At 62.8% G+C, this 15,797-nt stretch carries 18 protein-coding genes; all 18 read left to right on the plus strand.

Going from position 1 to position 15,797, the window contains the following annotated elements; genetic code table 11:
* Positions 1-186 precede the first annotated feature (186 nt).
* The 18 genes from phnF to AC4CWF_RS20170 all read left to right on the plus strand — a co-directional run bounded on the left by phnF (position 187) and on the right by AC4CWF_RS20170 (position 15,736).
* The gene (phnF, locus tag AC4CWF_RS20085) at positions 187-930 is read left to right on the plus strand and encodes a phosphonate metabolism transcriptional regulator PhnF (RefSeq protein WP_491287037.1); all 744 of its coding nucleotides are present in this window, start codon (positions 187-189) and stop codon (positions 928-930) included.
* 36 nt (positions 931-966) lie between these two features.
* Complete coding sequence (gene phnG / locus AC4CWF_RS20090; protein ID WP_491287038.1) at positions 967-1,413, plus strand: phosphonate C-P lyase system protein PhnG; 447 nt, start codon at positions 967-969, stop codon at positions 1,411-1,413.
* On the plus strand, positions 1,413-1,985 hold the full coding sequence (gene phnH, locus AC4CWF_RS20095) for a phosphonate C-P lyase system protein PhnH (protein ID WP_491287039.1): 573 nt from the start codon (positions 1,413-1,415) through the stop codon (positions 1,983-1,985). Before phnG ends, phnH begins: the two co-directional genes overlap by 1 nt.
* Positions 1,985-3,067: a carbon-phosphorus lyase complex subunit PhnI gene (locus tag AC4CWF_RS20100; RefSeq protein WP_491287041.1), complete on the plus strand. Its 1,083-nt coding sequence runs from the start codon at positions 1,985-1,987 to the stop codon at positions 3,065-3,067. The genes phnH and AC4CWF_RS20100 overlap by 1 nt, the downstream gene beginning before the upstream one ends.
* A complete protein-coding gene (locus tag AC4CWF_RS20105; protein ID WP_491287042.1) occupies positions 3,064-3,978 on the plus strand; it encodes an alpha-D-ribose 1-methylphosphonate 5-phosphate C-P-lyase PhnJ in 915 nt (304 codons plus the stop codon). Before AC4CWF_RS20100 ends, AC4CWF_RS20105 begins: the two co-directional genes overlap by 4 nt.
* Positions 3,979-3,995: 17 nt before the next feature.
* On the plus strand, positions 3,996-4,802 hold the full coding sequence (locus tag AC4CWF_RS20110) for an ATP-binding cassette domain-containing protein (RefSeq protein WP_491287043.1): 807 nt from the start codon (positions 3,996-3,998) through the stop codon (positions 4,800-4,802).
* Between the two features lie 7 nt (positions 4,803-4,809).
* Positions 4,810-5,517 carry a phosphonate C-P lyase system protein PhnL gene (locus AC4CWF_RS20115; protein WP_491287045.1) on the plus strand — a complete coding sequence of 236 codons (708 nt, stop codon included), beginning with the start codon at positions 4,810-4,812 and terminating at the stop codon, positions 5,515-5,517.
* Positions 5,504-6,673, plus strand: coding sequence for an alpha-D-ribose 1-methylphosphonate 5-triphosphate diphosphatase (locus AC4CWF_RS20120; protein WP_491287047.1), 1,170 nt, complete (start codon positions 5,504-5,506; stop codon positions 6,671-6,673). The genes AC4CWF_RS20115 and AC4CWF_RS20120 overlap by 14 nt, the downstream gene beginning before the upstream one ends.
* A 190-nt stretch (positions 6,674-6,863) precedes the next feature.
* Entirely contained in the window at positions 6,864-7,670 is an 807-nt protein-coding gene (gene phnC, locus AC4CWF_RS20125) for a phosphonate ABC transporter ATP-binding protein (protein ID WP_491287049.1), read from the plus strand.
* Between the two features lie 23 nt (positions 7,671-7,693).
* The gene (phnD, locus tag AC4CWF_RS20130; RefSeq protein WP_491287051.1) at positions 7,694-8,596 is read left to right on the plus strand and encodes a phosphonate ABC transporter substrate-binding protein; all 903 of its coding nucleotides are present in this window, start codon (positions 7,694-7,696) and stop codon (positions 8,594-8,596) included.
* 65 nt (positions 8,597-8,661) lie between these two features.
* Positions 8,662-9,588, plus strand: a complete 927-nt coding sequence (gene phnE, locus AC4CWF_RS20135) for a phosphonate ABC transporter, permease protein PhnE (RefSeq protein WP_491287053.1) — start codon at positions 8,662-8,664, stop codon at positions 9,586-9,588.
* Between the two features lie 2 nt (positions 9,589-9,590).
* Entirely contained in the window at positions 9,591-10,454 is an 864-nt protein-coding gene (phnE, locus tag AC4CWF_RS20140; RefSeq protein ID WP_491287055.1) for a phosphonate ABC transporter, permease protein PhnE, read from the plus strand.
* Positions 10,451-11,107: a DapH/DapD/GlmU-related protein gene (locus AC4CWF_RS20145; protein WP_491287057.1), complete on the plus strand. Its 657-nt coding sequence runs from the start codon at positions 10,451-10,453 to the stop codon at positions 11,105-11,107. The genes phnE (AC4CWF_RS20140) and AC4CWF_RS20145 overlap by 4 nt, the downstream gene beginning before the upstream one ends.
* A complete protein-coding gene (locus AC4CWF_RS20150; protein WP_491287058.1) occupies positions 11,100-12,101 on the plus strand; it encodes an ABC transporter ATP-binding protein in 1,002 nt (333 codons plus the stop codon). The genes AC4CWF_RS20145 and AC4CWF_RS20150 overlap by 8 nt, the downstream gene beginning before the upstream one ends.
* Positions 12,098-13,135, plus strand: a complete 1,038-nt coding sequence (locus AC4CWF_RS20155; RefSeq protein WP_491287060.1) for an ABC transporter ATP-binding protein — start codon at positions 12,098-12,100, stop codon at positions 13,133-13,135. Before AC4CWF_RS20150 ends, AC4CWF_RS20155 begins: the two co-directional genes overlap by 4 nt.
* Positions 13,132-14,082: an ABC transporter permease gene (locus tag AC4CWF_RS20160; RefSeq protein WP_491287062.1), complete on the plus strand. Its 951-nt coding sequence runs from the start codon at positions 13,132-13,134 to the stop codon at positions 14,080-14,082. Before AC4CWF_RS20155 ends, AC4CWF_RS20160 begins: the two co-directional genes overlap by 4 nt.
* A complete protein-coding gene (locus tag AC4CWF_RS20165; protein ID WP_491287063.1) occupies positions 14,079-14,954 on the plus strand; it encodes an ABC transporter permease in 876 nt (291 codons plus the stop codon). Before AC4CWF_RS20160 ends, AC4CWF_RS20165 begins: the two co-directional genes overlap by 4 nt.
* A 2-nt stretch (positions 14,955-14,956) precedes the next feature.
* Positions 14,957-15,736 carry a glycerophosphodiester phosphodiesterase gene (locus AC4CWF_RS20170; RefSeq protein ID WP_491287064.1) on the plus strand — a complete coding sequence of 260 codons (780 nt, stop codon included), beginning with the start codon at positions 14,957-14,959 and terminating at the stop codon, positions 15,734-15,736.
* The last annotated feature ends 61 nt before the right edge of the window (positions 15,737-15,797 follow it).

A 15,797-nucleotide genomic window follows, 5' to 3' on the forward strand; every position in this document is an offset into this window, starting at 1 on the left:
GAATGACGAATACCTCCAAAAGCTCATAGCCCAGACGGAAAATTAACCTGAAGCGATTCCCTTCGCCCCAGACAACCAATTGGAAGCGACTTAGGCTGGATCAGAACGCTCTCAACCCGATAGCGTCATCGCCACGTCATACGCATGCGCTACACACGATTCATTCGAATGAATCGGACGACGTGCATGCAAAGAGACAGTTGGCAGATCATTCGAGACCGCTTGGCCGGCGACATCGCCTCGGGCAAGCTTGCTCCTGGCGCGCGCCTGCCGACAGAACCGGAGCTCTGCGTGGCATTTGGTGTTGGCCGGCATTCGGTGCGGCGGGCTGTTGCCTCTCTCGCGGTGGAGGGCAAGCTCCGTGTCGAGCAGGGACGTGGGACCTTCGTTGAAGCGGCGCCGCTCATCATCTATAACATCAGCCGGCGCACCCGCTTTCGCCAGAACCTTCTGGAACAGGGTATTGCGCCCGCAGGCGAACATCTTTCGGCCGAGATCATACCGGCACCGGCAAGGGTGGCTCAGGCGCTTGGTCTTGCCGAGGATACGCTCGTTCACCGCATCATGCGCCGCGGCTTTGCGGACGGAGTGCCGATCAGTCTGGGAATGGCCTTTCACGAAGCGGCACTTTTCGCCGACCTCGGCGCCCGACGCGCTGCGGGCACCTCAGTAACTGAAATCTATCGCGATCACGGGATTACCGACTATTTCCGCAAGCGCACGACCATCTTCACAAGGCGGCCGGAACCCGATGAGGCAAGACTGCTCAGCCAGCATGTCGATCATCCCGTTATTGTGCTGACTAAGACGGACGTAACCGCCGACGGCCGAGCGATCGGTTACTCGGAAGCAGTCTGGGCCGGAGACCGCGTGCAGTTCAGTTTTGATACCCTCGACGACCCAGACCCCTCCCCGTCCTCCCGCGACTAGGTTCGGTCCGCGAAAGGAATAATGATGATTGATGAAATGACCGGCGTCGCCAACACCGGAATGCCTTGCCATGCCCATCTTCTCGACACTCTGGCGCGTGCCGATGACGGCGCGCTGAAGACCTTCGCCGAGGACGTGCTTCCCCTGCTTGGCGAGATCGAAGTGGTTCAAAGCCGCACCGGGCTTGTCATGCTCCCCATGCGCGACACCGTTGCCGGCACCGATTTTCATCTCGGTGAGGTGCTTGTCGCGGAAGCCCATATCCGGGTCAAAGGCGGGGAGACCGAAGGCTATGGCATGGTCATCGGCCGCGATCTTGAGCGCGCCATGGCTATGGCCGTGATCGACGCCGCAGCGATGGCGGGAGCGGACAAAGAGCGTCTCGCGCACTTCGTCGAGGCGCAAGCTACGCGCATTTTGACGGCCGACGAACAGCGTCTGCGTGCAGTTGAAGCGACACGCGTCGAGATGGAGACGTTCTGATGACGATCCAAAGTCCCAAAACGCACCCTGATCTTTTCGTGCCAGTTCGAAATCTGTCCGAGGCACGCGCAAACGCCACCTATGAAGCCCTGATGTGGGCGCTCGCGCGGCCTGGCGAGATCCGGTCGTTGCCGGGTAGCGATCCTTACGCGCTTGCAGAAACCCTTGTCGATCGGGAATGCCGGGTCTTCGCCTGTGATGACAGTCTCTCCGAAAGGATTGCCGCAACCGGCGCCTATCTCACGCCCGCGGCTGAGGCAGATCACGCCTTCCTCGCGCTCGATACGCCAGACGGTCTCGCTGCACTGCGCGACGTGCCGACCGGTTCGCATCTCTATCCGGATAAAGGGGCAACCGTTTTCGCTCCAGCCGATATCGGAAGCGGTCGGGGTCTCCGGCTGTCAGGCCCCGGCATCGAAGGCGCCGTGGAGATCTGGATCGGCGGCATCCCGGACGAAGTCTGGACGATCCGGAGTGCCCGCTGCGAATATCCGATTGGCTTCGAACTCTTCTTGATCGACGGCGACAGAGTGCTCGGCCTGCCGCGATCCGCAACGATTGAGGTGCTGTGATGGCCTATGTGGCGACCCGTGGCGGTGAGCGCGCCATAGAACAGTCCGAGAGGCTTTATCGTGCCGGTCTCGGCGACATCGATGCACAGCGTGTGGCGGCCATCCGCCAGGCGCTGCCCTGGCTGATCGACCGGGTGATGGGCGAAGCCTCGCTCTATGAGCCGGATCTGGCAGCGCTTGCGCTGGCACAGTCCGGCGGCGATCTGTACGAGACGGTTCTTTTGCTGCGCGCCTGGCGCACCACCCAGCCGCGGCTTGCGATCGCAGAGCCGGTCACGCAGGAGAGCCTGTTTACCGTGCGGCGGATCTCTGCCGCCTTCAAGGACATTCCGGGTGGTCAGATCCTAGGTCCGACGCTTGATTATTCCCACCGCCTGCTGGCAACCAGCGTGTTGGAGGGGCAGCCGTTTGTTCCAACTCCGGTGGAACCCGCCGCCAGTCCCGCGCCGGCCCATCAGCCGTCTCTTGCGGCCTGGCAGAAGGCCGTCGGATTGGTTGCCGATGTTTCCGCCACGCCCGTAGCCCCGGAAGACATTCCGGACCTGACCCGGCAACCGCTGCTTTTCCCCGCAAAGCGGGCGCATACGCTGCAGAGCCTGGCAAGGGCCGATACCGGCGGGGTGTTGGCGCTCGGTTATTCGGCCATGCGCGGTTACGGCAATGCCCATCCGACCGTCAATGAACTGCGCCTCGCCGAGGCAGAGCTAAGGGTACGCCACCCGCGCGGCACGGTGTTCTCTGCCGGGCGCGTGAAAGTTTCCCAAGCTGAGGTCACCAACAAGGGGAAGTCGGGCAAGCTCGAACTCGGCTTCTGCGCGACGCTCGGTTGGAACGAGGTCAAGGTTATTGCCGGCGCAACGCTGGATCTTAACGCGCCGGCCGCGCCAAAAAACTCGCCGGTCAACGAGGAGTTCTTCCTCTACCACACAGAGCCGGTAGAGGCCTCGGGCTTCTGCATCCACTTCAAGCTGCCACATTACGTCACCTTCCAGTCCTCGCTGGATGCGCTGCGCGACGCCAAGGCCGGGACGGCTGCGCCTGCCACATCCTCAACCATCCAGCGCCAGGAGGAGCCGGCATGAGTCTTTCAAACCTCACCAGGCCATGGGAAGCCTTCAGCTACGGCTTCCTCGACGCGTCCGCCAAACGCGAAATGCGTCGCAAGATGCTGAAGGCGATTGCGGTTCCCGGCTGCCAAATGCCCTATGCCAGCCGCGAAGTACCCATCGCCCGAGGCTGGGGAACCGGCGGATTGCAGGTAACGCTGACACTGATCAAGCCGTCGTCGTCGATCAAGGTCATTGATCAGGGCGCCGATGACGGCGTCAATGCCGCCTCGATCCGCCGTTTCATCGCCCGCGTCTCTGGCGCCTCCGAGACGATGGATACGCTGGAAGCCTCCATTCTACAGAGCCGTCACCGTATTCCCGAGGAAAAACTGCGGGACGACCAGATCCTGGTGCTGCAGGTTCCAAACCCGGAACCGTTGCGCCCGGTGGAGCCCAACATGTCGACGGCACGCGAAATGCATGCAGATGCCGATTACAGCCGGCTGTGGCTGACCCTCTACGAGCAGATCGTGCGCTCCGGCCGCATCATGCAGGGCGCCGCCTATCCGGCGCTGGTCAATGGTCGGCATGTGATGACACCATCACCGATCCCCCGCTGGGACGTACCAAAGCTCCACATGGCGCGGCACCTCACCTTCCTCTCCGCCGGTCGTGAGAAGCGGCTGTTTGCCGTGCCACCGTTTACCCGCGTGGAACCGCTGGTCTTCTCCGACGTGCCTTACAAGGTGGAGGACCACGCAAGCCTCACCTGCGACCGCTCCGGTGTGAAAGGCTACTTCATGAACGAGATCCCGAAGGACGACGGGACGTCGGCGCACGAACTGTCGGACAGCCAGTTCGGCGTCAAGGCGATCCGCCGCGCCGAGGGCGAGACGGTTGCGACAGGCGACACCTGGTACACGAATGGAAAGCTCACCCCATGACGCTTCAGGACACGCACATGACCGCTGCTTCCCTGCAGCAATTGCCGCCGCAGCTGATGACCACGCCGCCGCTGCTCTCGATGACCGATATCGGCAAACGCTACGGCGACGTCGTCGCCCTTCAGGATGTGTCGGCCAAGGTCTATCCGGGCGAGGTGCTGGGTATCGTGGGCGAGAGCGGCTCGGGAAAATCCACGCTGCTGCGGATGATGAACCTGGAGGATACGCCCGACAGCGGAGACTACAGGCTCGACCTTCCGGGCCTGAGCGGCAATCTCTTTCACCTCGACCGCTTCGAGCGCCGCATGCTCTGCGCCCGCCGGATCGGTATCGTCTATCAGAACCCGCATCTCGGCCTGCTGATGAACTATACCAGTTCCGGCAATGTGGCGGAACGGCTGCTGATTGCCGGCGAGCGCAGTTTCGAGGCCCTGCGCGGACGGGCGCGCGAGGCCCTCGACGCTTCCGAATTCCCTCTTTCCCGCATGGATGCGCGGCCGATGGAGCTTTCGGGCGGCATGCAGCAGCGCGTGCAGCTTGCCAAGGCCATCGCGCTCGAGCCCGCGCTTCTGTTGCTGGATGAGCCGACGACCGGTCTCGACGTCAGCGTCCAGGCGCTGGTGCTCGATACCCTGAAACGGCTGCAGCGCGACCGGGCGATCACCATGGTGATCGTCAGCCACGACCTTGGCGTCATACGAACGATGGCGGACCGGGTTATGGTCATGCGACGCGGCCGTGTTGTGGAGGAAGGGCTGGTCGACCAAGTCTTCCAGGACCCGCAGCACGAATATACCCAGCAACTTGTCCACGCGAAACTGTGAGGTGGTGATGCAGCCCGTTCTCGAAGTCGAAGGTCTCGCCAAGACCTTTCACATGCATCATCTGGACCAGCGCCTGCACGCCTTTGCCGGCATCGGTTTCACGCTTCACGCCGGCGAGTTCCTGCTCCTCAAGGGGGCGAATGGTGTGGGCAAATCGACGCTGCTGCGCACGCTCTATCGCAGCTATCTGCCGCGCTCCGGCCATGTCTGGTACCACACGGCGGAAGGGCGGATCGATCTCGCCTGCGCAGCCGATGTCGATATCGCCCTGCTCAGACGCCGCGAGATCGGTTTCGTCACCCAGTTCCTCATCGCTCGCCCGCGCGTCGCAGCTGAAGACATCGTTGCCGAACCGCTCCGTCAGGCAGGCATTGCACCGGCAGAGGCGCTGAACGAAGCGCGCCGCTGGCTCGAAGAATTCGGCGTCAAACGTGATCTCTGGCGCGCCTACCCCACCACCTTTTCCGGTGGCGAACAACAGAAGGTGAACCTAGCCCGTGCGCTGATCCTGCCGCAACGCCTGCTGCTGCTCGACGAGCCGACAGCCTCGCTGGACGTCAATGCCCGCGCCGCGCTGGTGCGCCGGCTTGCCGATCTGAAGGCACACGGTGTTGCCATGATCGGCGTCTTCCATCATCCCGGCGACGTGGCAGGCCTCGTCGACCGCGACATTGAACTGAAAGCCGAGGAGATAGACGGCCATGTGGATATCTGATTTTCGCGTCGTACTGGCAAACCGCGTCATCGAGCGCGGCTCCATCCGGGTCGAGGCCGGCAAAATAGCGGAGATTGCCGATACGCCGGTGGTCGGCGCCGAACTCTTCGGCGATGGCCTTCTGCTTCTTCCCGGCTTCGTTGACATGCATGGTGACATGGTGGAGCGCGAGGTGGAGCCGCGGCCGAATGTGCCGATGCCCCTGGAACTGGGCCTGCGCGACCTCGATCGGCGGCTGGCGGTGGCCGGCATCACGACCGCCTATGCGGCCGTTTCCTTCAGCCCCTCCTCCACCTACGGCCATCTGCGCAGCTACGAGCACACCAGCGCCATCATCCGCGCGCTGAAATCGATGGGGCCGCAACTGCTTGTCGATCACCGGGTCCACGCCCGCTTCGAGATCACCTTTCCGAAGGCCTTGAGCGTTATCGAGGCACTCATTGCCGAAGGGGCTGTGGACCTGATCTCGCTGACCGACCACACACCCGGACAGGGCCAGTACCGCGACATAGAACGGCATGTCGAAAAGATGGTCCGCGAGCGGGGTCTGAGCCGGGAGGAAGCCTCCCAGTCGATCGCCAAGCGTATCGAGGAGCGCACCCAGCCCGCCGAAATCATGGCGCAAACTTTGAGCGCGATCTCCGAAACCTGCCGTGCCCATGGCGTGGCGCTTGCCAGCCACGACGATGACACGCCCGCAAAGGTCGCGCTGATGCAGGATCTGGGTGCCGCAATCAGCGAATTTCCGGTGACGCTGGAAGCCGCGTGCGAAGCCCGCGCCAGAGGGCTCGCGACGGCCATGGGTGCGCCGAATGCGTTGCGCGGGCAGTCCTATTCCGGCAACCTTTCTGCACGGCAGGCGCATGCCGAGGGCGTGCTGGATATCCTCGCTTCCGACTATCACCCGTCTGCGATCCTGCCGGCGATCCTGGAACTGGCAAAGGCCGATCAGGCCGGTCTTGCCGGTGCCACCCGCCTTGCAACGCTCAACCCTGCAAAAGCACTCGGTCTGTCGGATCGAGGAGAGATCGCGCTTGGCAAACAGGCCGATTTCGTCATCGCCGACGACAGCGGAATCGGCCATGTGCGCGCGACGATCCGCAGTGGCGGCAAGATCTATTCCGACGGATCGATCACCCGCACCCGTGCGGCCTGATCGCACGTCATCTGACCAGGCTCGGGCCGGCGGCGAAAGCTGCCGGCCCTTCTTGTGGCGCCTGTCTGGCGCACTGTAACCCTTGGCCCGACCACTGTCTCCTTGGCTTCATGGCGGCGTCACAAATCCGCAAGAATAAATTCATTCGAATGATATCGCGCTGTCACAGACGAGGGCCAGCATTGGCCCCATGGAAAAGCACAATCTCACCCTGAGCGGCCTTGGCCGCAGCTTTGGCTCCACCCGCGCGGTGGACGGCGTCAGCCTCGACATCGGTCCCGGCGAATTTGTCGGGATCATCGGCCGCTCCGGTGCGGGCAAATCCACCCTTTTGCGGCTGGTCAATCGACTGGTCGAACCGACCGATGGCCGCATCACTTTTGGCGGCCAGGAAGTTACGGCGCTCAAGGGCCGGTCCTTGCGCGAATGGCGGCGCCAGTGCGCGATGATCTTCCAGCAGTTCAACCTGATCGACCGCCTCGACGTCCTCACCAATGTGCTGGTCGGCCGGCTTGCCGCACATGGCTTCGCCAGCTCGATGGCCATGCATTTCACCGATGCGGAACGGGCACTGGCGATCCGGGCACTTGATCGCCTGGATCTCGCACCCCAGGCGCTCCAGAAGGCGGGCACGCTCTCTGGCGGACAGCAGCAGCGCGTGGCGATTGCCCGCGCCCTGGTGCAGAACCCCCGCATCCTCCTGGCAGATGAGCCCATCGCCAGCCTCGATCCCGGCAATGCGACCCGCGTGATGGACGCGCTGCGTTCGATCAACAACGAGGACGGCATCACCGTCCTCGTCAACCTGCACACGCTGGATACGGCGCGGGCCTATTGCGACCGCATCATCGGCATGCGCGCCGGTCGCGTCATCTTCGACGGCGGCGCCCACCAACTCACCGGCGAGGTCGTCCGCGATATCTATGGCAGCGACGATCTCGGCGAATTCAACGAATCCGTAACCTCGACGGCAATCCGCCCGGCGGTTGACGCCTGACCCTTACCCCAATGGAGAAACCCATGCGATTTCTTGCCGCCACCGCGCTTCTCGCCCTCGTATCCGTTCCCGCGATCGCCGCCGACTGGAAGACCGACTACAAGGTCGTCCGCTTCGGCGTCACCTCGGCCGAGAACGAAAAGGACCGCCTCGCCCGTTACCAGCCGTTCAAGGACTACCTGAAGCGCACGCTTGGCGTCGATGTCGAGATCTTCACCGCCGGCAGCTATGACGGCGTGATCCAGGCGCTTGCGGCAAACCAGATCGAATTCGCCTTCCTCGGTTCGTCCGCCTATGCCGCCGCGTATACCGAGACCAAGGGCGGCGTCGAACCGCTCTTGACCTCACAGCAGGAAGACGGTTCGACCGGCTATTATTCGATCGTCGCCGTGCGTTGCGATAGCCCCTACAAGAAGATTGAAGACCTGAAGGGCAAGGTTCTCGCCTTCGCCGATCCGGACTCGACCAGCGGTTATGCCGTACCGAACTACAATCTGGTCAAGCAGGGCTTCGAGCCTTCGACCTATTTCTCCGCCACCCCCTTTTCCGGCAGCCATGAAGCGGGTGTGCAGGGCGTGGTCAACGGCCAGTTCGATGCTGCCGCCACCTATATCAACAACGAAAAGAGCGGCATCCCCCAGCGCATGGTCTCCAAGGGCATGATCAAGCCCGGCGAAGTCTGCTGGATCTGGAAGTCACCGGAAATCACCTCCGGTCCGTTCACCGCCCGCAAGAACCTGCCGGCGGAACTGATCAGCGCCATGAAGGATGCGGTGAAGAACGTGCCGACAGCCGATCCGGCAGCCTTCAAGGAAATGAGCGGCGCAGATAGCTCCACCGCCAAGGCCTATGTCGATGTCAACCACGACCGATACCAGTGGATCGTCGACATGCGCGCCTGGCTGAAGGCCCAGCGCAAGAGCTGATCCAACCGGATCCAAGGGCAGGCCTGAAGCGCCTGCCCTTTTCCTTCTCTTGGGACAACGCAGCCATGACAGCAGCCCTATCCACCCTACCGCCATCCGCCGCCATCGCCGATTTCGAGCGCGCCTTCGCAGCGCACCGCAATCGCGCCCGGATGCAGAGCGCGCTGGTGGCGATCGTTCTTCTGGCACTTTTCCTTCTGACCGCGGATTTTTCCAACTTCTTCAAGGTAACCCAGGTCACCTTGTCGGATGGGTCGCGCGCCGAACGTTGGATCCTCCTCGCCGGCCTGCCGCGTCTCGGCGAATATCTGGCCAAGACCATCCCGTCACTTGCCTGGGACACGCTGCCTTCCGATATCGCCACCTGGTTCTGGCGCTGGAAGATCTGGGCATGGCTGCTGCTGGAAACGGTTCTGATCGCCTTCATGGCAACGGCGCTCGGTGTTGCTGGCGGTTTCCTCCTGTCCTTTCCGGCATCGCGCAACCTGACGCCCAGCCGGTGGGTTCTGACAATCACCAGGCGCTGCCTTGAAGTTGCGCGCACGGTTCCCGAACTCGTCTTCGCCTTGATCTTCGTCTTCTGTTTCGGCGTCGGACCCATGGCCGGGGTGCTGGCGATCGCGCTTCACACCTGCGGTTCGCTCGGCAAACTGTATTCCGAGGCCAATGAGAACCTCGACATGCGGCCGCTGGAGGGCGTCAAATCTTCGGGCGGCAGCTGGGCGGACCAGATCCGCTACGGCGCGGTGCCGCAGGTCCTGCCCAACATCATCAGCTACACGCTGCTGCGCTTCGAGATCAACGTCCGCTCCTCCTCGATCATCGGTTATGTCGGCGCCGGTGGCCTTGGCCAGGAATTGCGCACGGCTGTATCCCTCCAGGAATATACCGACCTGTCCGCCCTCTTCATCATCATTTTCCTCGCCGTCTTCGCCATCGACTGGGGCTCGGAAAAGCTGCGCCACAGGCTCATCGGCCTTGAAAGGACCTGACGATGCAGACCATGATTTCATCGACGGAAATTGCCGACTGGCGTGATCGGGTGCCGCAGGCGTTTCGGCAACCTCTCTCGGTCCGCCTGCGGCGCCTTGCGCTCATCACCGGATTTGCCGCCCTGTTTGCATGGTGCCTCTACGATTTCGGTTTCTCACCGGAGCGCATCGTCACGGGGCTGGGGCGGCTCGGACGCGTGCTCTCCTTCATGTTCCCGCCGCATGTCTGGACCGAATGGGATGAGATCGCCGCGATCCTCGAAGGGCTTGGCGAGACCCTCTCCATGGCCTTCCTCGGCACCATTTTGGGTGCGATCCTGGCCTTCCCGCTGTCCTTCCTTGGCGCCAAGACGATCAACCGGCTGCCGCTGCTGCGGTTTGGGGTGCGTCGTGGGTTCGACATCATCCGTGCCTTCGAAACGCTGATCCTGGCGCTGGTCTTCATACGCGCCTTCGGGCTTGGACCTCTGGCCGGCGTCATGGCCATTGCCGTCAGCGAGGTCGGCGTGCTGGCAAAGCTCTATGCGGAAGCCATCGAGAACATTTCCAGCAAGCCGGTGGAAGGGGTCGTCGCCTCAGGCGGTTCGCGCCTGCAGGCGATCCGCTTTGCCATGATGCCCCAGGTCTTGCCGGTACTTTTGTCGATCACACTCTACAACTTCGAATCCAACGTGCGCTCCGGCACCATCCTCGGCATCGTCGGCGCCGGCGGCATCGGCTTCCTCCTGTCAGACCGCATCGGTGCCTATCGATGGGACGAGGCCTGGTCGATCATCCTGCTGATCATCGTGATGGTCTATGTGATCGATGCCCTGTCGGCCGACATCCGCACCCGTTTCATCGGCACGATGGGGACAACACGATGAAGATGTTGAGCGAACAGCCGACCATCCACGAAACCGCCAGCGTGATCGGCTGCGACCTCGGCCGCTGGACCGAGATCCAGGCCCATGTGAGCATGCGCGACAGCCAGTTCGGCGACTATTCCTATATCGTCAAAGGCGGCAATGTCGTCTGGTCGACGATCGGCAAGTTCTGCTCGATCGCCGAAGGGGCCCGGATCAACCCCGGCAATCACGCCACCTGGCGCGCCAGCCAGCATCATTTCACCTATCGCGCCGCGCAGTATGGTTTAGGCGATGATGACGCTGCGTTCTTCCAGTGGCGCAGGGATCACTGGGTTACCATCGGCCACGATGTGTGGATCGGTCACGGCGTGACCGTGCTGCCCGGCGTGACGATCGGAACAGGCGCGGTCATCGGCGCCGGAGCCGTCGTCTCCAGGGACGTGGAGCCCTACACTATCGTCGGTGGTGTTCCGGCACGCGTGATCAAGCAGCGCTTCAGCAGGGCCCAGGCCGCAGCACTTCTGGAGATCGCCTGGTGGGATTGGTCGCACGATGCCCTCAGCCGCGCACTCGCCGACATCCGCGGGCTGTCGATCGACGCCTTCATCGAGAAATATCGGCCGGGTACATCCGCGCCGGTCGTCAAACTGGAGGTAGAGGCCGGTGAGTAACTATGTGACTTTGGACGACCTGACCGTCGCCTTCAATGGGGTAACGGTTCTACATGCGATCAACCTCGCCATCGGTCGCGGCGAGACGCTTGGCCTGGTCGGCGAATCTGGCTCCGGCAAGTCAGTGACCTGGCTTGCAGCACTTGGCCTGCTACCGGCAACGGCGAAAGTCACCGGTCGCGCCACGCTCGATGGACAAAACCTCGTCGGCATGTCCCCGCCCGCGCTGCGCCGGATCCGCGGCGGGCGCATTGCCATGATCTTCCAGGACCCCGCCAGCGCGTTGAACCCGATGCTGACGATCGGCAGTCAAATCGAGGAGGCACTCAAGTTGCATCGCGGCCTAACCGGTCGGTCGGCAAAGGCGGAAGCGCGCCGCCTGCTCGACCTCGTTGGTATTCCTGATGCAGGGCGACGGCTTTCCGCCTACCCGCACGAGCTTTCAGGCGGCCAGAACCAGCGCGTCATGATCGCCATGGCGCTGGCCGGCGAGCCCGATCTCCTCATCGCAGACGAACCGACGACGGCGCTCGACGTGACGATCCAGGCGCAGATCCTCGATCTGCTGGCACTTGTGCAAAGGGAGTCGGGCACCGGCCTCGTGCTCATCAGCCATGATCTCGGCGTTGTCGCTCAGACCTGCGACCGCGTCGCGGTCATGTATGCCGGACGCATCGTGGAAGAGGCAAGTGCTGAACAACTGTTCAACAATCCAGCCCATCCCTATAGCCGCGGCCTGATCGACAGTCTGCCGCGTATCGACGGTCCGCGCCGCCGTCTGGTGTCCATCGGTGGTCAGGTGCCTGATCCTCGCGCTCTTCCGACCGGCTGTTCCTTTGCGCCGCGGTGCAGCCGCGCGGTTACCGCCTGCGCAAGCTCGGTACCGACGCTGTCCGGAATAGGCGGCGGTCGAAACCTTGCCTGCTTTAATACGGTCCATCGAGACCGCGCCGCAACAGGGGATGGCGCCCTGCTGGAGCCCGTACTGTCATGAACGCCCCTCTTCTGGAAGCAAGATCGATCGCCAAAGTCTACGACATGCACCGCGGCCTGTTTGCCAAGGCGAAAGGCGTCAGGGCTGTCGATGATGTCTCGCTGAAGCTTAAGCGGGGCGATACGCTCGGCATCGTCGGTGAAAGCGGATCGGGCAAATCCACCACTGGCCGTGTCGTCCTGGGGCTGGAGCCCGCGAGCGGTGGAGACGTGCTATTCGAAGGTAAAGCGATGGCGCCTCATGGAAGCCAGGACTGGCGACAGCTTCGGATGCGTATGCAGATGATCTACCAGGATCCGCTCGGCGCACTTGACCGCCGTTTGTCGGTTGCATCTCAGGTTCGCGAGCCGCTCGACATCCACGGCCTCGGTACGAAGGCGGAACGCGATGCGCGCGTCAGCGAGTTACTGCAGGCGGTCGGGCTGTCTACCAGCGTCACACAACGCTTTCCGCATGAGCTGTCCGGCGGCCAGCGTCAACGGGTGGTGCTTGCCCGCGCTCTCGTATCCAAGCCGGACCTTCTGGTCTGTGACGAGCCTGTCTCTGCGCTTGACGTGTCGATCCAGGCGCAAGTGGTCAACCTGCTGAGCGACCTGCAGGCCGAACTTGGGCTCGCCATGCTGTTCATCAGCCATGACCTACGCGTGGTCCGCCAGGTCAGCCGCCGCATCGCCGTCATGTATCTCGGCCGTATCGTTGAGGAAGGAGATGCCGACGATCTTTTCGCTCGCCCGGAACATCCCTATACGCGCGCCCTTGTGTCCGCCGCCCCGGTACCCGGGCGTCGCATGGCCGACCGCGACATGTTGCAGGGGGAACCACCGAACCCGGCACAACGGCCATCCGGCTGTTCGTTTCATCCGCGCTGCCCGATGTCCGTCGCCCGCTGCCGCAATGAAGTCCCGGATCTTGTTTCGCTCGGCAGTAACCGGCTTGTGGCCTGCCACGTCGCTGGAGGATCATCGTCTGCACGCTCTGTTGCGTCCGCCGACGGCAACGCCCCCGCTTATGCCCTGGAGGGCGCGTTCCGATGACTGTCCAGAGCCTTGTTGCCATTCTCTACCGCATGCTGCGTTCGATCATCACGCTGCTCTTGTGCGTGACGCTGGTTTTCATCGTGTTGCGCACCGCTGGCGACCCCGTCGAACAATTGCTGCCCGCCGAGACGCCGCCTTCCGTGATGGAGGAGTATCGCGTGACGTGGGGGCTAGATCAGCCACTTTACGTGCAATATCTGGCCTTCCTCGGCAGGGCTGTCGGCGGAGATCTCGGCGTCTCCTTCACCAACGACCTGCCGGTGATCGACGTCATTGCCGAGACGCTGCCGCGGACCCTGCTGCTTGGCATCTCGGCCCTGCTCCTGGCCTCCATCCTCGGCCTCACCTTTGGCATCATCGGTGCGGTGCGACGCGGGGGACCAGTGGATCGCGGCGTGATGGCTTTTGCCGTTCTCGGCTATTCCATGCCCATCTTTTTCCTCGGCATCATGATGATCCTGCTATTTGCGCTGCAACTCCGAGTACTGCCATCCTCCGGCGCAAAGACCTGGATGCATCTCATCATGCCGACGGTCACGCTCGCGCTGCCGCTTGCCGGTCGCATCGCTCGTTTTGCCCGGACCGCCACGCTGGAAGTGATGGGCAAGCAGTTCATCCGCACGGCCCATGCCAAGGGTGCCGGAGAAATCCGGGTGATTTTGCGCCATGCGCTGCCCAATGCCATGGTGCCATTGCTGATGTTTTACGGCATCGAGATCGGTCTCGTGCTTTCGGGTGCCGTGGTAACGGAAACCATCTTTGCTTGGCCGGGTCTTGGCCGGCTGCTGGTCTCCTCCGTCTACAGCCGTGACCTGCCAGTGGTTCAGGGCGTCATCCTGACGGTCACGCTGATCATCGTGCTGTCGAACCTTCTGGTCGATATCCTCCATGCGGTGATCGACCCCAAGGTCAGTCTTGCCCGCACGCTTGGAGGTGCAAAATGACCGCAATCGACAGCGCTTCACCCTCCGGTCGTCGGTTGTTCGACGGCATGCCGATCTCCATCGTTATCAGCCTCGCGTGGCTCGCATTGATGATACTGCTGGCCATCTTTGCCGATCTCGTGGCACCGGCGCATTACACGACGCAGGATCTGCTGGCACGCTTCCATCCTCCGGTGTTGATGGGCGGCTCCTGGGACCATGCGCTCGGCACCGACCATCTGGGCAGGGATGTGCTCAGCCGTATCATCTACGCCCTGCGTACCTCGATCCTGATCGCCGTCCTGGGCACTCTGATCGGCGCCGTCGGCGGCACCCTCATGGGACTTGCGGCCGGTCGCCTGCGCGGCCTTGCCGATCTCTTCGTGATGATGCTCGCGGATATCCAGACAGCGATGCCGTCGCTGTTCATCGCCATCGCCTTCCTCGCCTTCTTCGGCAATAGCATTCCCCTGTTCATCGTGCTCGTGAGCCTGGAGGGCTGGGAGCGCTACGCCCGCCTGGCGCGTGGACAGGTGATCTCGGAGCAATCGGCCGACTACGTGAAGGCCGTTGAAGCGCTCGGCGCCGGACAGGGCCGGATCGTCTTCCGTCATCTCCTGCCCAATATCGCTGCCGCTCTCGTGGTACAAGCAACGCTTAACTTCCCCGGCACGATACTGCTCGAAACCTCGCTTTCCTTCCTGGGCCTGGGCATCCAACCGCCAGGGACCTCGCTCGGACTGATGCTGGGTGAGGGCCGCAACTACCTGCTCAATGCCTGGTGGATCGCCGTTCTGCCGGGGATAGTGATCTTCCTCACGACGCTTGCCATGAGTCTGTTCGGCGACTGGCTGCGGGATCGGCTCGATCCGACAGTCGAACGGGAGGGTTGACAGTGACCCACCAACCTATCTGGACGAGACCGCGGCATGCCGGCAATCGCACCTTTATCGGAGGCCATCGCGGCGCCAGCACACTGGCTGGTGAAAACAGTCGGGAGGCCTTTGAGAAAGCTATCGCTTCCGGTGCCGACTTCATCGAGTTCGACTGGCGACTGACCCGCGACGGGGTTCCGGTGGTCTTTCACGACGATACGCTGGAGCGACTGCACGGCGATGCAAGGGCAATCGACGAAATCGACCACAGTGATCTCTGCGCCATCCACCCAGCCGTGCTGACGGTTGCGGAGGGCTTGGCAATTGTTCGCGGACGCATCTCAGTCCTGCTTGATACCAAAGTCACAGAGCCCAAAGCCTTGGGCCACGGTCTCGATCTGATCGCGCCGGAGCTCGGCGAGGACGCGGCCGTTGCCTTCGGAACACGCTCGCTCGCCGCAAGCATGCTGGTGCGGCAGCAACTGCCGGACAGTCCGATCCTCGGCCTGTTTCGCGACTACGGCGACTACCCGCCGTTGCGCGAGATCGGCGGCGCTTGGGCCCGTCTCTGGGAAATGGATGTGTCGCGGGACGCCATTCGGCGGCTGCAGTCCATCGGTCTCAAGGTGATCGTCATGGCCGGTCAGCCGACCCATAACGGGGTCGGGGTCATCGCCCCGGAGGCGATGGCCACCCTGCTTTCGCATCAGCCCGATGCCGTGATGCTTAACGATGTCGAACTTGGTCTCGCTGCCCGCTCGACGCTCATTGTTTCAGAACCGAATTCCCTGCGAGGCTGAACAGAAGGTTTCCCACCTCACCGCCGCGGCCAATCGGCCGGTAATGCAAATCCCGACGTCT

Source organism: Neorhizobium sp. PAMB6630 (genome assembly GCF_058242775.1).

Coding starts and splice junctions, on each gene's coding strand:
- phnF (WP_491287037.1), top strand. CDS start 187: ATGCAAAGAGACAGTTGGCAGATCATTCGAGACCGCTTGGCCGGCGAC.
- phnG (WP_491287038.1), top strand. CDS start 967: ATGACCGGCGTCGCCAACACCGGAATGCCTTGCCATGCCCATCTTCTC.
- phnH (WP_491287039.1), top strand. CDS start 1,413: ATGACGATCCAAAGTCCCAAAACGCACCCTGATCTTTTCGTGCCAGTT.
- AC4CWF_RS20100 (WP_491287041.1), top strand. CDS start 1,985: ATGGCCTATGTGGCGACCCGTGGCGGTGAGCGCGCCATAGAACAGTCC.
- AC4CWF_RS20105 (WP_491287042.1), top strand. CDS start 3,064: ATGAGTCTTTCAAACCTCACCAGGCCATGGGAAGCCTTCAGCTACGGC.
- AC4CWF_RS20110 (WP_491287043.1), top strand. CDS start 3,996: ATGACCGCTGCTTCCCTGCAGCAATTGCCGCCGCAGCTGATGACCACG.
- AC4CWF_RS20115 (WP_491287045.1), top strand. CDS start 4,810: ATGCAGCCCGTTCTCGAAGTCGAAGGTCTCGCCAAGACCTTTCACATG.
- AC4CWF_RS20120 (WP_491287047.1), top strand. CDS start 5,504: ATGTGGATATCTGATTTTCGCGTCGTACTGGCAAACCGCGTCATCGAG.
- phnC (WP_491287049.1), top strand. CDS start 6,864: ATGGAAAAGCACAATCTCACCCTGAGCGGCCTTGGCCGCAGCTTTGGC.
- phnD (WP_491287051.1), top strand. CDS start 7,694: ATGCGATTTCTTGCCGCCACCGCGCTTCTCGCCCTCGTATCCGTTCCC.
- phnE (WP_491287053.1), top strand. CDS start 8,662: ATGACAGCAGCCCTATCCACCCTACCGCCATCCGCCGCCATCGCCGAT.
- phnE (WP_491287055.1), top strand. CDS start 9,591: ATGCAGACCATGATTTCATCGACGGAAATTGCCGACTGGCGTGATCGG.
- AC4CWF_RS20145 (WP_491287057.1), top strand. CDS start 10,451: ATGAAGATGTTGAGCGAACAGCCGACCATCCACGAAACCGCCAGCGTG.
- AC4CWF_RS20155 (WP_491287060.1), top strand. CDS start 12,098: ATGAACGCCCCTCTTCTGGAAGCAAGATCGATCGCCAAAGTCTACGAC.
- AC4CWF_RS20160 (WP_491287062.1), top strand. CDS start 13,132: ATGACTGTCCAGAGCCTTGTTGCCATTCTCTACCGCATGCTGCGTTCG.
- AC4CWF_RS20165 (WP_491287063.1), top strand. CDS start 14,079: ATGACCGCAATCGACAGCGCTTCACCCTCCGGTCGTCGGTTGTTCGAC.